We start from the raw sequence: 18,522 nt of genomic DNA on the forward strand, positions 1-18,522 counted from the left end.
AGCACTTCCGGCAGGTTGGACAAACCCGACTCCCCGCGTTTTCTCGCCGTTGACCAGTCGCGACCCGGATGCTACACCTATGCCACGCAATATGCGCAACGCCCGTTGCAACATATGCAACGCTTGGAGGCTGGCTGGTGAGCTGCGAGATCAACGAGGCCGCGCTGGAAAGCGCCCGGAACGAAACCCTCGACTGGCGATTCAAGTCGATCCCGGCCGCGCTGTCCGGCCGCCGGATCGGTGACGCCGCGGCGGCCGAACCGGACCTGTTCGCCGACGGCTTCCTCGGCCCGGTCGTGGTGCTCGAGGAGGCGGCACTCGCGCACAACCTGCGGGAGATGGCGAAGTGGTGCGCCGCGCACGGGGTCGAGCTGGCCCCGCACGGCAAGACCACGATGGCGCCCGCGTTGTTCGCCCGGCAGATCGAGCACGGCGCGTGGGGCATCACCGCGGCGAACGCGAGCCAGCTGCGGGTCTACCGCGCGTTCGGCGTCTCCCGGGTCCTGCTGGCCAACCAGCTGGTGGACCCGGCCGCGCTGCGCTGGCTGTCCGCCGAGCTGGACGCCGACCCCGGCTTCGAGTTCACCTGCTGGGTCGATTCGACCGAGGGCGTGACGCGGATGAACGCCGCGCTGACCGGCACGCGACCGGTGGACGTGCTGGTGGAGCTGGGCGCCGACGGCGGCCGCACCGGCGCCCGCGACCAGGCCACCGCGCTCGCCGTCGCCGAAGCCGTGCACGCCAGCCCGGCGCTGCGGCTGGCCGGGGTCGGCGGGTACGAAGGCGCACTCGCCCACGACGCGAGCGAGGCGTCCCAGGCCCGGGTGAAGTCCTATGTGGACGATCTGCGTGCGCTGACCGTCGACCTGCACGGGCGCGGCCTGTTCGCCGACGTGGACGAGATCATCGTGACCGCGGGCGGCAGCGCGTACTTCGACCAGGTCGCCGAAGGCATCACCACCGGCTGGCCGGACGGGCTCACCATCCGCCCGGTGCTGCGCAGCGGCGCCTACCTCACCCACGACGACGGCTTCTACCGCGGCATCTCCCCACTGGGCGAGCACCCGCGCACCACCGGCGCCGAGCCGTTCCGGTCCGCGCTGCGTGCCTGGGCGCTGGTGACCTCGAAGCCGTCGGGCGAACTGGCGCTGCTCACCATCGGCAAGCGCGACGCGTCCTTCGACGAAGGACTGCCCGAACCGCAGCTGCGGCGCGGTCCCGACGACCGCGTGGACGCGCTGAGCGGCCACACCATCACCGCGATGAACGACCAGCACGCCTTCCTCTCGCTGCCGCCCGGTTCGCCGGTCGCGGTCGGCGACTGGATCGGGCTCGGCCTGTCGCACCCGTGCACGGTGTTCGACAAGTGGCCGCTCATCCCGGTGGTGGCCGCCGACGGCCGCACGGTCGTCGACTTCGTCCGGACCTACTTCTGAGGGCGGCTCATGGAACTCGTGATCAGGGGCGCGTGGATCGCCGACGGCACCGGCGCCCCCATCGAACCCGGTGACGTCGGCGTCGATGGCGGCCGCATCGCGGCGATCGGCGCGCCCGGCTCCCTCAGCGGGCGCCGCACGCTCGACGCCGACGGCCTGGTGCTCTCCCCCGGCTTCATCGACATGCACTCCCATTCGGACATCCAGGTGCTGGCCCAGCCGGACCACCTCGCGAAGGTGTCGCAGGGCGTGACCACCGAGGTGCTGGGCCAGGACGGGCTGTCCTACGCCCCGGTCGACGACTCGACGCTGGCCGCGCTGCGCGCCCAGCTCGCCGGGTGGAACGACGACCCGCCGGGCTTCGACTGGAACTGGCGCTCGGTCGGCGAGTACCTCGACCGGCTCGACCAGGGCATCGCGGTGAACGCCGCGTACCTCATCCCGCAGGGTTCGGTGCGCATGCTGGCGGTCGGCTTCGACGACCGGCCCGCCACCGAGGACGAGCTGAACCGGATGCGCGAGCTGCTGGTCACCGGGCTGGCCGAAGGCGCGGTCGGCATGTCGTCGGGCCTGACCTACACCCCGGGCATGTACGCGAGCACCGAGGAACTCGTCGAGCTGTGTGCCGTGGTCGGCGCGCACGGCGGCTACTACAGCCCCCACCACCGCAGCTACGGCGCGGGTGCGCTGGAGGCCTTCGCCGAGATGGTCGACGTGTCGCGGCGGTCGGGCTGCCCGCTGCACCTCGCGCACGCCACGATGAACTTCTCGGTGAACAAGGGCCGCGCGCCGGAGTTGCTGGCGCTGCTGGACGACGCGCTCGCCGACGGCTGCGACATCTCGCTCGACACCTATCCGTACCTGCCGGGCGCCACCTATCTGTCCGCGCTGCTGCCGAGCTGGTCGGCCGAAGGCGGCCTGGAGGCGACGCTGGACCGGCTGGCCGACGCGGGCCTCCGCGAGCGGATCCGCGTCGAGATCGAGGAAACCGGTTCGGACGGCGCGCACGGCGTGCCGATCGACTGGGAGGCCATCGAGATCAACGGCGTGCGCAACCCGGACAACGCGCACCTCGTCGGGCACAGCGTGGCCGAATCCGCGCGGCGTGCCGGGCGGCCCGCCGCCGAGCTGTACTTCGACGTGCTGATCTCCGAGCGGCTGGGCACCTCGTGCCTGATGCACGTTGGGCACGAGGAGAACGTGCAGGCGATCATGCGGCACGTCACGCACACCGGCGGCAGCGACGGCCTGCTCGTCGGCGCGCGCCCGCACCCGCGTGCCTGGGGCACCTTCCCCCGCTACCTCGCCAGGTACGTCCGCGAACTGGGCGTGCTGGACCTCGCCGACTGCGTCGCGCACCTCACCGGGCGCGCGGCGAAGCGCCTGCGGCTGGCCGATCGCGGCCTGGTGCGCGAGGGATACGCGGCGGACCTGGTGCTGTTCGACCCGGACACGGTCGCCGACACCGCCACCTTCGACGAACCCCGGCAGCAGGCTCACGGCATTCCGCACGTCTTCGTCAACGGGGTCGCCGCGATCGACGACGGCCGCGCCACCGGGGCGCTGTCCGGGCACTCACTCCGCAAGCGAGAAAGCACGACCACATGACCGGATTCATCGACTGGCTGCAGCACTCCACGGCCGGCCTGCTCACCCTCGCCGCGCTCTCCATCGCGGTACTGCTGCTGTCGATCATCAAGCTCAAGCTCGAGCCGTTCATCGCGCTGATCGTGGTGGGCCTGCTCACCGCGCTGGCCGCCGGCGTGCCGGTGGGCACCCTGGTCGGGTCCGCGCAGAAGGCCTCGGATTCCCTGCTGGAAAAGGGTTTCGGCGGCATTCTCGGGCACATCGCGGCGATCATCGGGCTCGGCACCCTGCTCGGCGCGATCCTGGAACGCTCCGGCGGCGCCAGGGTGCTCACCTCCTCGCTGCTGCGTGCCTTCGGGGAGAAGCGCGCACCGCTGGCGATGGGCGTGGCCGGGCTGATCTTCGGCATCCCGGTGTTCTTCGACATCGGCATCTTCGTGCTGGCGCCGCTGGTCTACGTGGCCGCCAAGCAGGGCGGCAAGTCGATCATCCTGTACTGCATGCCGCTGCTCGCCGGCCTTTCGGTGACGCACGCCTTCCTGCCGCCGCACCCCGGCCCGGTGGCCGCGGCCGGGCTGCTCGGTGTGGACCTGGGCTGGGTCATCCTGATGGGCGCGATCTGCGGGCTGCCCGCCTGGTTCATCGGCGGCGTGGTGTATTCGTCGTGGATCGGCAAGAAGATCGTGCTGCCGGTGCCCGAGGAAATGCTGGTGGAGAACGGCGACGACGAGCACGAGAACCCGCCGTCGCTCGGGCTGGTCGCGTTCATCATCGCGGTGCCGCTGGTGCTGATCCTGGTCGGCACGTTCGGCAGCATCTGGCTGCCCAAGGAGTCCACCACGCTGTCCGGCATCGCCGCCTTCATCGGCACACCGGCGGTGGCGCTGACCATCGCGGTGCTGCTGGCGTCGTGGCTGCTGGGCACCCGGCGCGGGATGACCGGCAAGCAGCTGAGCGAGCTGTCGGCCACCGCGCTGCGGCCGGTGGCGATGATCCTGCTGGTGGTCGGCGCCGGCGCGTTCTTCGGCGCGGTGCTCTCGGCCACCGGCATCGGCAAGGCGGTGGCCGGTTCGCTGGACGACGCCGGGCTGCCGGTGATCCTGGCCGCGTACGTGATCAGCTGCGGCATGCGGATCGCGCAGGGCTCGGCCACCGTGGCCATCGTGACCACCAGCGGCATCATCGCGCCGACGGTCACCGAGCTGGGTTATTCGCAGGTGCAGCTGGCGCTGCTGGTGGTGGCCATCGCGGCCGGGTCGATCATCGCCTCGCACGTCAACGACGGCGGGTTCTGGATCGTCTCGCGCTACTTCGGCATCTCGGTGGCCGACACCCTGAAAACGTGGACAGTGCTGGAAACCGTGCTCTCGGTCGCCGGTTTCGCCGTTGCCGCACTGATCATGGCGTTCGTCTGACGCAGTACCCGAAACCGCCACAACTGTTTCACCACAACTGAAGGAGTGGATGGATGGCTGGGTTCGATCGCCGGAAGTTCCTGGGGGCCGTCGGTGCGGCGAGCGCCGTCGGCATGACCGGCATGCTCACCGGCCGCGCGGCCGCGAGCACGGAAAGGGCGGGGTGCGTGGTCTACCTGGGCAGTTACACCACCTGGGGCGAGCCGCCCGGCGTGGGCCTGCAGGTGGCCACGCGGGGCAGCGGCCCGGCGCTGAAGCTGGGCGCGACCGTGCCGGGCGTGCCGGACGCGTCGTGGCTGGCGGCGTGGAAGGACAAGCTGTACTCGACCAACGAGCTGGTGCCGGACGGCCGGGTGACCACGCTGAGCGCGGGGAACCCGCCGAAGGTGCTGGGCACGCAGGCCGTCGGCGGCGCGGGCACCACGCACCTTTCGGTGCACCCGAGCGGGAAGTTCGTGCTGACCGCCAACTACACCGACGGCACGGTGTCGGTGCTGCCGATCCAGAGCGGCCAGGCGGGTCCGCCGACCGATGTGGTCAAGCACACCGGCGGGGAACGCGAGGCCCACGCGCACCAGGTGGTGACCGATCCCAGCGGCCGGTGGGTGGTCGCGGTGGACCTGGGCACCGACTCGGTGTACGTGTACAAATTGGACACCGGCACCGGGAAGCTCACGCAGCACCAGCAGCTCAAGCTGCCGTCGGGGGCCGGGCCGCGGCACCTGGTGTTCCACCCCAACGGCAGGTACGCCTACATCCTCGGTGAGCTGCGCGCGGAGATCACCGTCGCCGCCTGGGACGCGAGCGCGGGCAAGCTGACCGCCGGGGCCGTGGTGCCGACGGTGCCCTCGACCGCTCCGGCACCGCAGTACCCGGCGGAGATCGCGATTTCGCGGGACGGCCGGTTCGTCTACGCCTCCAACCGCGGTGAGGACACCATCGCCACCTTCGGCGTCGGCGCGGGTGGTGCGGAAATCAAGCGGATCGGCGAGAACGCCACCACCGGGGGCGCCTGGCCGCGGCACTTCACGCTCGACCCGTCGGAGCGGTGGGTCTACGTGGCGAACCAGCGCTCGAACACGGTGACCTGGCTACCGCGCGACCCGGCGACCGGCCTGCTGGGCAAGCCGGCGGGCTCGCTGGCGGTCAACCATGTCGCCTTTGTGCTCTTCCGGTGACTGACCGTGTGATTCCGTAGAGGTCGCCTGAAGGCTGCCGGACACGAATGTGGCTTTCGGGGCGGAATCGGCCCTGTTCAGTCTCAGCTGATGTGACACAGGTTGTGTCTCTGAGCAAGTGACACACCCTGGGTGGGTGATGCTGCGGGGTCTGTTGCCTGGACGGCGTTGTGGTGGCTGGCCATGGCGCGGAAACGGGCGATGATGCATCTGATGGATGCGGTGGTGGCTGCGGGGGCTGATGTCGGGAACGTGTCGGAGTGGTGCCGGGTCAACGGTGTTGACCGGCGCACGTTTTACCGGCATCGGGAACGGGCCCGGGCCGAGGGACAGTGGAGCCCTCGGTCCCGGCGTCCGGTCACTGTCCCGCACGCCACCGCGGAGCCGGTGGTGGCTCAGATCGTGCGGTTACGCCAGGAACTGGCGCCGGACAACGGCGCGGATTTCATCCATGACCGGCTCGAGGTGCTCGCGGCCGAGCGGGACTGGGCGGGACAGGGCTGGCCGGTGCCGTCGCGGGCCACGATCAACCGCGTCCTGGACCGGAAAGGCCTGCTGGTCAGCAACCCCCGTAAACGGCCGCGGTCGTCCTGGCGGCGGTTCAGCTATGCCCGGCCCCGGGACTGCTACCAGATCGACGCCACCGAGATCGTGCTCGCCGACGGCAGCAAGGCCGTGGTCTTCGATGTGCTCGACGATTGCACCCGCATGCTGCTGGCCTGCCAGGCAGCCCGGTCGGAAACCGCCGCGGCGGCCTGCACCGCGATCAGTGCCGCGTTCACCGAGCACGGCCCACCCGCGATCGTGCTCTCCGACAACGGCCCCGCCTTCACCGCCCATCCCCGGCACCCACACGCCGGCCCCACCCAGTTCGCCCGCACCGTCACCACCACCGGCGCCCGCCTGATCCACTCCAGCCCCTACCACCCGCAAACCTGCGGCAAAGTCGAACGCCACCATCAAACCCTCAAAAAATGGCTGGCTCGCCAACCCCACCCACCAACCACCCTGACCAGCCTGCAAACACTGCTCGACACCTACCGCGACTACTACAACACCCGCCGCGGGCACAGCGCGCTCGGCCGCCACACCCCGCACCACGCCTGGACCCACGCCGAACACCACGGCGGCCCCACCCACCCGCCCGTCCAAACCGACGCCACCATCCACCGGCTCACCGTCAGCAAACTCGGCACCATCTATCTCGGACACCGAAAACGCCTACTCATCGGCCGCGAACACACCGGCAACACCATCACCATCATCCGCGACGGCGACCGGATCACCGCCTACACCAGCCACGGCCACCCCATCGGCCACACCCACCTCGACCACACCAAAGACTGGCAAGGCACCCTCACCCCCGCCGCCTAACATGTGTCACAACAACCGAGACAACACTGCGACAGATCTCCCGAGACACGACAGGGCGGAATCGGCCCCCAAAGCCACATTCGTGTCCTTCTGATGGTCAACGGCGGCTCGTCACGGAATCGCTCCGGGTGGTCTAGACCCTTGTGTGGGCGCGAGCACAGTCCTACGATTCGTTGCTAATAGCGAAACGCCCATTGCGAATAGTGCAACGGAGTGCTTGATGAACAGAAGACTCAGCCGCGTGGTCGCGGCGGTGGCGCTGGCGGCGGGGCTCACCGCCTCCGCCTGCGCGCCCACCCAGTCCAGTGGCCCGGCCGAGGGCGGCGACGAGCAGACCGGCCCGCTGCGCGTGTGGTTGTTCGACGAGGCCAAGCGCCAGCCCAAGGAAGCCGTGGTGAACGAGGCGATCGCGGAGTTCGAGGCCGCGCACCCCGGCGTCAAGGTCGAGGTGCAGTGGGTGGCCGTGGAAGGCCGCGCCGACAAGTTCTCCGGTGCCTTCAACGACCCGAACAACGCGCCGGACGTGGCCGAGTTCGGCAACACCGACGCGGCCAGCTACGCCGAGACCGGCGCCTTCGCCGATCTCACCGCGGACATCCAGAACTGGTCCGAGGGCGCCGACCTGCTGCCGAACGTGCTCGACACGGCGAAGGTGGACGGCAAGGTCTACGGCCTGCCGTGGTTCACCGGCATCCGCGCGCTGTACTACCGCACCGACGTGTTCACCGAGCTCGGCCTGCAGCCACCGAAGTCGATCGCCGAGCTGACCGAGACCGCGCGCAAGATCCGCCAGGCGAAGCCCGACCTGTACGGCATCTCGGTCGGCGGGCAGTACACCTACGCGATGCTGCCGTTCCTGTGGGCCAACGGCGGTGAGATCGCCCGCCAGGACGGCGAGCGCTGGACCGCCTCGCTCACCTCGGCCGAGGCCAAGGCCGGCGTGCAGGCCTACGCCGACCTGATCAAGCCGGACATCTGCCCGCCGGAGCAGTGCGCCAACCTCACCGGCACCCAGAGCGTGCAGGCCTTCTCCGGCGGCAAGGCGGGCATGACCGTCGGCGGTGACTTCAACCGCAAGGCCGTCGAAGAGGGCCTCAAGGACAAGTACGCGGTGGTGCCGCTGCCCGGCAAGGACCCCGGCTCGATCGCGCCGACGTTCGCCGGTGGCAACCTGCTCGGCGTGTTCGGCGCGACCAAGCGCAAGACGCTGGCGGTGCAGTTCACCCAGCTCCTCGGCAACGCCAAGTACCAGGCCAAGATGTACACCGCGATGGGGAACCTGCCCACGCTCGGCAGCGTGCAGCGCCAGCTGGCCGCCTCCGACCCGTTCCTCAAGCCGTTCACCGACACGGTGGCCGCTGGCAGCAGGTTCGTGCCCGCCACCCCGGCCTGGTCCAAGATCGACGCCCAGAAGATCCTGCCCACCGCGGTGCAGCAGATCGTCACCGGGGAGCAGAACATCGACGGCGCGCTGGCCGGGGCGAGCGAGCGCATGAACAACGCGTTCGGTTCGTAGGGGCCCGATGGCGACGCAGATCCTCCCGGTCACGACCCCACCCCGTGGTGGCGCCGCCCGCCCGTCCCGCAACCGCGGTGACGGGCGGGCGGCCGCGATCTACCTGCTGCCCGCGGCGGTCCTGCTGCTCGCGGTGCTGGCCTACCCGATCTACCAGCTGGTGCTGATCTCATTCTACGACTACGGCCAGGCGCAGGCGGCCGGCCGGGCGCCGCTGGAGTTCGTCGGGTTCGGCAACTACACCAAGCTGCTCGGCGAGGCGCAGTTCTGGACGGTGCTGGCCAAGACGGTCGGCTTCGCCGCGGTCTGCGTCATCGGCAGCCTGGTGGTCGGCACCACGCTCGCGGTGCTGGCCAGCCGGGTGCGCGCGGTGCCGCGCATGCTGTTGTTCATCGCCGCGCTCGGCGCGTGGGCGACCCCGGCGCTGGCCGGGTCCTACATCTGGCTGTTCCTGTTCGACACCGACTTCGGCCTGGTCAACGAGGTGCTGTCCGGGCTGGGCTTCGAATCGATGGCCCGGCACTCGTGGACCTTCGACACCTACAGCGCGTTCGGCCTGGTCGCCGCCGAGGTGATCTGGTGCTCCTTCCCGTTCGTGATGATCACCATGTACGCCGGGATCAAGGCGATCCCGGAGGAGGTGCTCGAAGCGGCCACTTTGGACGGTGCGTCGTGGACGCGCATCGCCACCTCGGTGATGTTGCCGATCCTGCGCCCGGTGCTGATGATCGCCACCATCCAGTCGATCATCTGGGACTTCAAGGTGTTCACCCAGATCTACGTGATGACCAACGGGGGCGGGCTGGCCGGGCGGAACCTGGTGCTCAACGTCTACGCCTACCAGGAAGCCTTCGCCGGGGCCGACTACGGCCTCGGCGCCGCGATCGGGGTGGTGATGACGCTGCTCCTGCTGTCCATCACCACGCTCTACGTCCGGTCGCAGAAACGGGAAGCGGGGCTGATATGACGGCGACGGCGACCGCGCCGCCGGTGGCGGACACCCCGGCACGCGCCCCGAAACGGCGGCGGCCCCGCCGCACCGGCAGGCTGGTCGCGGAGATCATCACCGTGGTGGTGGCCGGGATCGTGGCCTTCCCGCTGTACTGGATGGTGCTCTCGGCGCTCAAGCCGGCCGGTGAGATCCAGTCGGCGAACCCGCGGCCGTGGACCTTCTCCCCCAGTTTCGACAGCTTCGAGCGGGTGCTGACCTCGGCGGGGCTGGGCCGGTACTTCGTCAACAGCGTGATCGTCGCGGTGGTGGTGGTCGCGCTGTCGATGCTGTTGTCCTTCCTGGCCGCGGTGGCGCTGACCCGGTTCCGGTTCAAGGGCCGCACGGTGCTGCTGGTGATGCTGCTGGTGGCGCAGATGGTGCCGATCGAGGCGCTGACCATTCCGCTGTTCTTCCTGATGCGCTCGGTCGGTGACGTGGCACCGGCGTTCGGGCTGAACGAGCTGGGCTCGCTGGTGCTGGTGCACCTGGCCTTCACCCTGCCGTTCGCGATCTGGATGCTGCGGGGGTTCGTCGCCGCGGTGCCCGCCGAGCTGGAGGAGGCGGCGACCGTGGACGGCGCCAGCCGGTTCCGGTTCACCTGGCAGATCCTGTTCCCGCTGGTGGCGCCGGGCCTGGTGGCGACCAGCGTGCTGTCGTTCATCCACGCCTGGAACGACTTCCTGTTCGCCAAGACCTTCATCATCTCCGACACCAGCAACCAGACGCTGCCGCTGGGCATCCTGGTGTTCTTCAAGCCGGAGGAAAACGATTGGGGCGCGATCATGGCCGGTTCCACGCTGATGACCATTCCGGTGCTGGTCTTCTTCCTGCTGGTGCAGCGGAAGCTGGTCTCGGGCATGGCGGGGGCGGTGAAGGGATGACCGGCTTCGATGGACTGCGCGGCCTGCTCCCCCGGCCGGTCTCGATCGAGCCATCGACTGGCACGTCCACTGTGGACACCGTGACCCATCGCGAGGACGGCACCATCCCGCCCGAGGGGTATCGGCTGGAGATCACGCCCGAAGCGATCACGCTCAGCGCCTCGGACGCGGCGGGCCGGTTCTACGGTGAGCAGACGCTGCGGCAGCTGCGCGGGCCGTCGGCGTTCCGCGCCGCCGGGTTCGCCCCGGATCCGGTGCCGTGCGGGGTGGTGACCGACCACCCGCGGTTCGCCTGGCGCGGCTGCCTGCTCGACGTGGCCCGCAACTTCCGTACCAAGGCGGAGGTGCTGCGGTTCATTGACCTGCTCGCCGCGCACAAGCTGAACGTGCTGCACTTCCACCTGACCGACGACCAGGGCTGGCGGGTGCAGATCCCGGAGTTCCCGCGGCTGACCTCGGTCGGCGGCTGGCGGCACGGGTCGATGGTGGGCAGGCACGACGGGCCGGAGCGCGACGGGCGGCCGCACGGCGGTTTCTACACCACCGACGACCTGCGGGAGATCGTCGCCTACGCGGCGCAGCGGCACATCACCGTGGTGCCGGAGATCGACGTGCCGGGGCATTCGCAGGCGGCCATCGCGGCCTACCCGGAGCTGGGCACCGGCGAGCCGGTCGAGGTGTGGACCTCGTGGGGGGTCAACCCGCGCCTGCTCGACCCGAAGGAGTCCACTGTGGACTTCTATCGCCGGGTGCTGGACGCGGTGCTGGAGATCTTTCCCAGCGAGGTCATCGCGATCGGCGGGGACGAGGTGCCCGGCGCGACCGAGCGCCACGCGTGGTTCGTGGACCGGATGATCGAACACCTGGAAAGCCGGGGACGGCGGGCGCTGGGCTGGGACGAGATCCTCGACGGCAAGCCCGCCACCTCGGCGATCATCGGCTCGTGGCGGGGCGAGGAAGCCGGCGTGGTCGCGGCCAAGGCGGGGCACGACGTGGTGATGTGCCCCGAGCAGCACGTCTACCTCGACCACCGGCAGGCCGATCACCCCGACGAGCCGATCCCGGTCGGTTTCCTGCGCACGCTGGCGGATTTCTACGCCTACGAGCCGTATCCGGCGGACCTGCCCGAGGACGCGCGGCCGCGGATCCTCGGCGCGCAGGCGCAGGTGTGGACCGAGCACCTGGATTCGGTGCGGCGCGTGGACTACGCGGTTTTCCCGCGGTTGTGCGCGTTCGCCGAGGTCGTCTGGTCCTCGGGTCCGCGTGACTTCGGCGAGTTCTCCGCGCGGCTAGCCGAGGCGCACCTGCCCCGGCTGGACGCGCTCGGTGTCGAATACCGCGCACTGGACGGCCCGCACCCGTGGCAGAGGCGGCCCGGGGTGCCGGGCCGCCCGCGCTGAGCAGCGTGCACGCCTGCTCAGTCCACGCAGGACGGGCCCGCGGCCGGGCCGCCAGGGCCGCCCGGCCGCCCACCGCCCAGCACTCCGTCCACAAAGGACTTCGTTTCGGCGGCATCGGCGACCAGCAGCGACCTGCCCCCCTCCACCTGGACCTCCTCGGCGGGAACCACCGCCAGGTCGCCGGCGGCCCGCACCCGCGTGGCGAACTCCGCCACGTCCCAGCCGGGATCGGTCCGCACGTCGCCCTGCACCAGTTTCACCAGCTCCGCTTTGTCCATAGTGGACTGCGACAGCTTGCCGACCAGGCTGCCCAGGAAGGCGCGCTGCCGGGCGGTGCGGTCGAGGTCGCCGTTGGGCAGCCCCATCCGCTGACGCACGAAAGCCAGCGCCCGCTCCCCTGAAAGCGTTTGCGTACCGGCCGGGAACGCCGCGCCGGAGCGCGGATCGCTGGTCGCGTTCCGCAAGCAGACCTCGACCCCGCCGACGGCGTCGCTCAGCCGGGCGAACCCCGCCATGTCGACGACGGCGTGGTGGGCCGGCCGCACCCCGGTCAGCTCCTCCACCGCGGCGGTGAGGCCGTCGATGCCGCGGGTGGCGAAGGTCTGGCCCAGCGTCGACTCGCCGGCCCCGATGTCACGCGGCAGCGAAACCCCGCGCACCACCCCGTCCGCGCCGAGCCTGGTCAGCACGATCGCGTCGGCACGCCCGCCTTCGTCCGCGCCGACCAGCAGCACGTCGGTCGCGGTGGGTGCGGCGGCCACCGGAGCGGCCGGATCGGCGTACGGCCGCACCGCCACCACGGTCGCCACCACCGCCGCGGCGGCCGCCAGCCCGGCCACCGCCACCGGCAGCACCGGGCGGCGCGGCCGGCGGTTGCGCAGCCCGGCCAGCACCTCTTCGGCCGGGGCCGCCTGCGCCGCCTCGTCGGCGATCGCCTGGCGGATCAGCTGTTCCTCGTTCATCGCGTCACCTCCGCGGGAAGACGGGCACCCGCGCGCAACGTGCCCAGCGCGCGGGAAATGTGGCTGCGCACGGTGCTTTCCGTGCAGCCGAGCACCTGGGCGATCTCGGCGTCGGTGCAGTCCTCGTAGAACCGCAGCACGAGCGCCGCGCGCTGGCGGCGCGGCAGCACCGCGATCCTGGCGCGCATCGCGTCGCGCTCGGCGTGCCGCACCGCGGGATCACCGACCGGCGGGGTCAGCGCGTCGAGCGTGCGCTGCGAGGAAGCGATGTCCCGTGCCGCCCGGCGGTGCCGCCACGACAGGTACTCGTTGGTGACCATGCGCTTGACGTAGAGGTACGGCGCGTCCATCTGCTCGATCCGGGACCAGCGGCGCTGCACGCGCAGGAGCACGTCCTGCACGATGTCCTGGGCGAGGTGGCGGTCGCAGGTCACCGCGGTGGCGTACCGCAGCAGCCGATCGAGCCGATCGGCGGCGAACTGGTCGAACCCGTCCGGCACCACAGCTCCCTTCTGCCTGGTTGAACTGGGCGCACGGGAAACCCCGCCGGAACCCGCATTTGTTGAACGGTGTGACCCAGCTCATGCCGGGCGGTACCAGACCTCCGGCCTGCCGACCTGCCCGTAGTGCGGTTCCCGCCGCGCCAGCCCGCTGTCGGCCAGGTACTCCAGGTACCGCCGCGCGGTCACCCTCGACACGCCGACCACGGTGGCCGCCGCACCCGCCGACAGGCCCTCGGCCGCGGTGGCCAGCGCTTCGGTGACCGCCTCCAGCGTCTGCGCGCTCATGCCCTTGGGCAGCGCGTGGTGGTCCGGGGCCCGCAGCGTGGCCAGCACCCCGTCCACGTCGGCCTGCCCGCTGACCTCGCCGGATTCGGTGAACCGGTCGCGGAAGCGCGCGTACCGCTCCAGCTTCTCCCGCAGCGAGGCGAAGGTGAACGGCTTGAGCAGGTACTGCACCACGCCGACGGACACCGCCGCCTTCACCACCGCCAGGTCGCGCGCGGAGGTCACCGCGATCACGTCCACCGCGACCCCGGCGGCACGCAGGGCCCGGCACACCGCGAGGCCGTGGCTGTCCGGCAGGAAGAAGTCCAGCAGCACCAGGTCGACCGGCATGCGCTCACAGGCCCGCAACGCGTCCCCGCCGGAGTGCACGACCGCGACCACGGTGAAGCCCGCGACGCGCTCGACGTAACGCCGGTGCGCCTCGGCCACCACCGGGTCGTCCTCGACCACCAGCACGCGGATCACCGCTCACCCCGCTGGGGCAGGCGCACGGTGAACACCGCGCCGACGTCACGCGAGACCTCGATCGTGCCGCCGTGGCGGCGCACCGCCTGGCCGACCAGCGCGAGCCCGAGCCCGCGCCCGGCGGGCCCGTCGGCCGGCTTGCTCGACCAGCCCCGCCGGAACACCTGCTCGGCGCTCTCCGGATCGATTCCCGGACCGGTGTCGGCCACGCGCAACAGCAGTTCCCCGTCCTCCTGGCGCACGGTGACCGAAACCGTGGGCCTGCCGTTCCCGGCTCCGGCGATCGCGGCGTCGATCGCGTTGTCCACCAGGTTGCCGAGAATGGTCACCAGATCACGCGTGTCCACCCCGCCGGTGCCCGCGTCCATCGCGGTGTCCGGGGTGAGCGTCAGCTCGGCACCGCGCTCGCTCGCCTCGGCGGCCTTGCCCAGCAGCAGCGCGGCGAGCACCGGCTCCGACACCGCGCCGACCACCTGGTCGGTGAGCTGCTGCGCGACCTCCAGCTCGGCCGTGGCGAACCGCACCGCCTCCTCCGGCTGGCCCATCTCCACCAGCGAAACCACCGTGTGCAGCCGGTTCGCCGACTCGTGTGCCTGCGACCGCAGCGATTCGGCGAACCCGCGCACGGTGTCCAGCTCGCCGGTCAGCGTCTGCAGCTCGGTGTGGTCGCGAATGGTCACCACGCTGCCGAGCGACCGTTCACGCGAGCGCACCGGCTGCGCGCTGAGCAGCAGCACCCCGGTGTCGGTCACGTGGATCTCGTCCGACCGCGGTTCCCCGGACAGCAGCGCCGCGACCAGTTCCTCCGGCAGCCCGGTCTCGGCGACCGGCGTGCCCTGCACGTCCTCCGGCAGGCCGAGCAGCGTCCGCGCGCCGTCGTTGATCAACGCGATGACCCCGCGCGAGTCGATCAGCACCAGGCCCTCGCGCACGGCGTGCAGCACCGCCTCGTGGTAGTCGAACATCGCGCTCAGCTCGGCGGGCGCCACCCCGCGCGTCTGCCGCTTCAGCCGCGCGGCCACCAGCAGGCTGCCCGCGAGCCCGACCGCCAGCACCAGCCCGGCCACCGCGAGCACGGTGACCACCCGCTCACGCAGTTCCGCGCTGATCGTGCTGACCGTGATGCCGACGCTGACCAGCGCGATCACCCGCCCCGGCTCGGCGGTCACCGGCACCACCACGCGCTTGGACGGCCCCAGCGTGCCGGTGTAGGTCTCGGTGAGCACCTCGCCCCGCAGCGCGGCCGCGGTGTTGCCGACGAACGGCTGCCCGATCAGCGCCGGGTTCGGGTGGGTGTAGCGGATGCCGCCGGTGTCCATGATCGTGATGAAGTCGACCCCGGTGTCCGCGCGCACCCGCTCGGCGAACGGCTGCAGCTCCGCGCTCGGATCCGGGCCCAGCACCGCGGTCCGCACGCTCGGCGAGTCCGCCACGGTGACCGCCACCGTGGTGACCTCCTCGGTCGCGCGGTCCTCGGTGGCGCGCTCGGCGTCCACATAGGCCAGTGTCACCCCGCCACCGACCAGCGCCGCCACCAGCACCACCTGCACGAGCAGGAGCTGACGCGCGAGGCTCCACCGGTTCGACACGCCCACATACCAGCACACCCGCCGCGCGGGGCGTCGATGTGGCGCGGTTCGTGAACGAAATGAACACAACCGTGACCCCGCTCACCAGGGTCCGCATAGTCACCGGAAACCTTGACGCAACTTGGAGGCAACGGTGCCATCATCACCGACGACCACCGCCGGCTCGGCTCCGCCCGGCAAGCGCCGGGATCGGATGCACTACCTCTATCTCGCGGTGATCGCCGCCGTCGTGCTCGGCGTGATCGTCGGCTTCGCCGCCCCGGACGTGGCCAAGGAGCTCAAGCCGCTCGGCACCGGGTTCGTGAACCTGATCAAGATGATGATCTCGCCGATCATCTTCTGCACCATCGTGCTCGGCATCGGCTCGGTGGCCAAGGCCGCCAGCGTGGGCAAGGTCGGCCTGATGGCCATCGTCTACTTCCTCGCGATGTCCACCTTCGCGCTGGGCATCGGCCTGGTGGTCGGGAACATCCTGCACCCCGGTGAGGGCTTGAGCCTGTCGCCGGAGGCCGCCGCGAAGGCGCAGCAGCAGGCGGAGGGCTCCGAGGGCACCGTCGACTTCCTGCTCGGCATCATCCCGGAGAGCCTGGTCTCGGCGTTCACCGAAGGCTCGGTGCTGCAGACCCTGCTGGTCGCGCTGCTCGCCGGGTTCGCGCTGCAGAAGATGGGCCGCGCCGGTGAGCCGGTGCTGCGGGGCATCGAGCACATCCAGCGGCTGGTCTTCCGCATCCTGGCGATGATCATGTGGGCCGCGCCGGTCGGCGCGTTCGGCGCGATCGCCGCGGTGGTCGGCGAAACCGGCTGGGACGCGCTGAAGAGCCTCGCGGTGATCATGCTCGGTTTCTACGCCACCTGCCTGCTGTTCGTTTTTGTGGTGCTCGGCTCGGTGCTGTGGTTCGGCGCGCGGGTCAACCTGTTCTCGCTGCTGCGCTACCTCGGCCGCGAGTTCCTGCTGATCGTGTCGACCTCGTCGTCGGAATCGGCGCTGCCCCGGCTGATCGCGAAGATGGAGCACCTCGGGGTGAGCAAGCCGGTCGTCGGCATCACCGTGCCCACCGGGTACTCGTTCAACCTCGACGGCACCGCGATCTACCTGACCATGGCGACCCTGTTCATCGCCACCGCGCAGGGCAGCCCGCTGCCGGTCAGCGAGCAGATCTCCCTGCTGGTGTTCATGATCATCGCGTCGAAGGGCGCGGCCGGGGTCAGCGGCGCCGGCATCGCCACGCTCGCCGGTGGCCTCCAGTCGCACCGGCCCGAGCTGGTCGACGGCGTCGGCTTCATCCTCGGCATCGACCGGTTCATGTCCGAGGCCCGCGCGGTGACCAACTTCGCCGGCAACGCGGTGGCCACCGTGCTGATCGGCTCGTGGACCAAGGAGTTCGACCGCGGCCAGGCGCGGCGGGTGTTCGACGGGCAGGACCCGTTCAACGAAGCCACCCTGGTCGACGACCACAAACCCGCCGGCGGTGACGAAGCCACACCGCGGCGGGAACCGGCGGCGGTGAACTAGGGGCGCCCCGGCCCCACCCGCCGCGAACTGACGCGGTTGCGAGCTTCCCCCAAGGCTCGCAACCGCGTCAGTCGTGCTTGGCGGCGAACTCCAGCAGGCGCTGGACCGCCCGCTCCGGCTGCTCACCGATCAGCGCGTGCGTCGCCTCCGGCCACAGCTCCACCTCGGCGTCCCGGAACAGCGTCCGCGCACGCTCGGCCGCCGCCTCGGGGTCGTGCACCACGCTTCGCCCGCCGATCAGCACCAGCACCGGCACCTCGACCGCCCGCAGCACGTCGTCACCCGGATAACCGAGGAACGGCAGGCCAGACTGGAACTCGGTCATCCCGGCGAGCAGCACCCGCGTCGAGGGCACCTCCGGCCACGAGCCGCCGCCCGCGGTCCAGCTCAGGAACCGCTTCATCGCCGCGTCGCCGGGCAGCAGGTGCGCGGCCAGCGCCCCGGCGAAGAACCGCCTGGTCAGCTTGCCGAGCGTGTTGGCAGGGTCGAACAACGCGATCGACGCGAGCCGGCCAGGGAAATGCCGTGCCTGGTTCAGCGTCTGCCAGCCGCCCGCGGACAGTCCCGCCAAGTGGAAGCCGGTCAGGCCCAGCTCCTCGAACACGTCCTCCAGCGCACGCGCGCGGTCGGCACCGTCGCGCATCGGCACGGTCTGCACGCTCGCGCCCGGCTCGCCGAGCGTGTCCACCGTGTAGACGGTGCGCTCGGCGACCAGCCCCGGCAGGTTGGGCGCCCACATCGCCGAGCTGGCGTGCGAGCCGTGCAGCAGCACGATCGGCGGACGCCCGGAATCGCCGTAGCGGTAGACGCGCACCGTGCCGTACCGGCTGGGCACGTCCCGTTCCGCGCGCACCCCCGGGCACTCCCGCATCGCCGCTTCGTACGCGGCGAAGTACCGGGACCGCCCCTCGACCGTGGTGAAATGACCGATTCTCCCCATGGAACCAGTCAATCACTTTCCGGCGTGCGCGCCCAACCGTTGCACCAGCCCTCGCCTGCCGCGGCGCATCATCAGCGCGTGGTTGGCCCGGAACACCGGGGCCGCCACCGGCGACAGCCACCGCAGCAGCGGTTTTTCCGCCACCACGTGCTGGGTGATGTCCAGCCGCGTGGCGCCGTCCTGCGCGGAGAGCAGGCAGCCGAGCGTGCCCACCAGATCACCGTGCAGGTCGACGCGCAGCCTGCCGTCGCGCTCGTTCTCCTCGGCCCTGGTCATGGTGATCGTCAGCGCGTAGGGCAGCCGCGCGCGGCACACCAGCTCCGCGGTGTGGTCGTCCACCTGCCGCACCGACCGCACGTCGGGCCACCACTGGGGATAGGCACCGAGATCGACCAGGGTGGCGAACACCGGGCGGACCGGGGCCCCGACCAGCCAGGTGTCGCGGAACCGGTAGTCGTTCAGCCGCACGCGGCCATTATGGACGCCA

Annotated in this window: 16 protein-coding genes; 10 read left to right on the forward strand and 6 right to left on the reverse strand. The window is 70.9% G+C overall.

The features are described 5' to 3' along the window. The first annotated feature begins 134 nt into the window (after positions 1 to 134). The 9 genes from A4R43_RS14525 (at position 135) to A4R43_RS14565 (ending at position 11,778) form a co-directional block, all read left to right on the forward strand. Positions 135 to 1,436: an amino acid deaminase gene (locus A4R43_RS14525; protein WP_236809211.1), complete on the forward strand. Its 1,302-nt coding sequence runs from the start codon at positions 135 to 137 to the stop codon at positions 1,434 to 1,436. Between the two features lie 9 nt (positions 1,437 to 1,445). Then, complete coding sequence (locus A4R43_RS14530) at positions 1,446 to 3,044, forward strand: N-acyl-D-amino-acid deacylase family protein (RefSeq protein WP_113692822.1); 1,599 nt, start codon at positions 1,446 to 1,448, stop codon at positions 3,042 to 3,044. Then, positions 3,041 to 4,438, forward strand: a complete 1,398-nt coding sequence (locus A4R43_RS14535; RefSeq protein ID WP_113692823.1) for a GntP family permease — start codon at positions 3,041 to 3,043, stop codon at positions 4,436 to 4,438. The genes A4R43_RS14530 and A4R43_RS14535 overlap by 4 nt, the downstream gene beginning before the upstream one ends. 53 nt (positions 4,439 to 4,491) lie before the next feature. Further along, complete coding sequence (locus tag A4R43_RS14540) at positions 4,492 to 5,616, forward strand: lactonase family protein (RefSeq protein WP_113692824.1); 1,125 nt, start codon at positions 4,492 to 4,494, stop codon at positions 5,614 to 5,616. Between the two features lie 168 nt (positions 5,617 to 5,784). Further along, the gene (locus A4R43_RS14545) at positions 5,785 to 6,990 is read left to right on the forward strand and encodes a DDE-type integrase/transposase/recombinase (RefSeq protein WP_236808802.1); all 1,206 of its coding nucleotides are present in this window, start codon (positions 5,785 to 5,787) and stop codon (positions 6,988 to 6,990) included. A 220-nt stretch (positions 6,991 to 7,210) separates the two neighbouring features. Continuing rightward, complete coding sequence (locus A4R43_RS14550; protein ID WP_113692825.1) at positions 7,211 to 8,506, forward strand: extracellular solute-binding protein; 1,296 nt, start codon at positions 7,211 to 7,213, stop codon at positions 8,504 to 8,506. A 7-nt stretch (positions 8,507 to 8,513) separates the two neighbouring features. Continuing rightward, on the forward strand, positions 8,514 to 9,473 hold the full coding sequence (locus tag A4R43_RS14555) for a carbohydrate ABC transporter permease (protein WP_113692826.1): 960 nt from the start codon (positions 8,514 to 8,516) through the stop codon (positions 9,471 to 9,473). Continuing rightward, entirely contained in the window at positions 9,470 to 10,378 is a 909-nt protein-coding gene (locus tag A4R43_RS14560; protein ID WP_113692827.1) for a carbohydrate ABC transporter permease, read from the forward strand. Before A4R43_RS14555 ends, A4R43_RS14560 begins: the two co-directional genes overlap by 4 nt. Then, positions 10,375 to 11,778, forward strand: a complete 1,404-nt coding sequence (locus A4R43_RS14565; protein ID WP_113692828.1) for a beta-N-acetylhexosaminidase — start codon at positions 10,375 to 10,377, stop codon at positions 11,776 to 11,778. Before A4R43_RS14560 ends, A4R43_RS14565 begins: the two co-directional genes overlap by 4 nt. A 17-nt stretch (positions 11,779 to 11,795) precedes the next feature. Here the strand turns inward: A4R43_RS14565 and A4R43_RS14570 are convergent, their stop codons facing one another. From A4R43_RS14570 to A4R43_RS14585, 4 genes are all read right to left on the reverse strand, one after another. Further along, a complete protein-coding gene (locus tag A4R43_RS14570) occupies positions 11,796 to 12,740 on the reverse strand; it encodes an LCP family protein (protein WP_113692829.1) in 945 nt (314 codons plus the stop codon). Next, the gene (locus A4R43_RS14575; RefSeq protein WP_113697598.1) at positions 12,737 to 13,240 is read right to left on the reverse strand and encodes a SigE family RNA polymerase sigma factor; all 504 of its coding nucleotides are present in this window, start codon (positions 13,238 to 13,240) and stop codon (positions 12,737 to 12,739) included. Before A4R43_RS14575 ends, A4R43_RS14570 begins: the two co-directional genes overlap by 4 nt. A gap of 81 nt (positions 13,241 to 13,321) precedes the next feature. Then, entirely contained in the window at positions 13,322 to 13,993 is a 672-nt protein-coding gene (locus tag A4R43_RS14580) for a response regulator (protein ID WP_113692830.1), read from the reverse strand. Next, entirely contained in the window at positions 13,990 to 15,582 is a 1,593-nt protein-coding gene (locus A4R43_RS14585) for an ATP-binding protein (protein ID WP_236809003.1), read from the reverse strand. The genes A4R43_RS14580 and A4R43_RS14585 overlap by 4 nt, the downstream gene beginning before the upstream one ends. A gap of 193 nt (positions 15,583 to 15,775) precedes the next feature. Here A4R43_RS14585 and A4R43_RS14590 point away from each other — a divergent pair, with 193 nt between their 5' ends. Then, positions 15,776 to 17,095 carry a cation:dicarboxylate symporter family transporter gene (locus tag A4R43_RS14590; RefSeq protein WP_113692832.1) on the forward strand — a complete coding sequence of 440 codons (1,320 nt, stop codon included), beginning with the start codon at positions 15,776 to 15,778 and terminating at the stop codon, positions 17,093 to 17,095. Between the two features lie 67 nt (positions 17,096 to 17,162). Here the strand turns inward: A4R43_RS14590 and A4R43_RS14595 are convergent, their stop codons facing one another. Continuing rightward, positions 17,163 to 18,035 carry an alpha/beta fold hydrolase gene (locus A4R43_RS14595; protein ID WP_113692833.1) on the reverse strand — a complete coding sequence of 291 codons (873 nt, stop codon included), beginning with the start codon at positions 18,033 to 18,035 and terminating at the stop codon, positions 17,163 to 17,165. A gap of 12 nt (positions 18,036 to 18,047) precedes the next feature. Continuing rightward, positions 18,048 to 18,503: an SRPBCC family protein gene (locus A4R43_RS14600; RefSeq protein WP_113692834.1), complete on the reverse strand. Its 456-nt coding sequence runs from the start codon at positions 18,501 to 18,503 to the stop codon at positions 18,048 to 18,050. Positions 18,504 to 18,522: the final 19 nt, after the last annotated feature.

This window comes from Amycolatopsis albispora (assembly GCF_003312875.1).
Lineage (GTDB): Bacteria > Actinomycetota > Actinomycetes > Mycobacteriales > Pseudonocardiaceae > Amycolatopsis > Amycolatopsis albispora.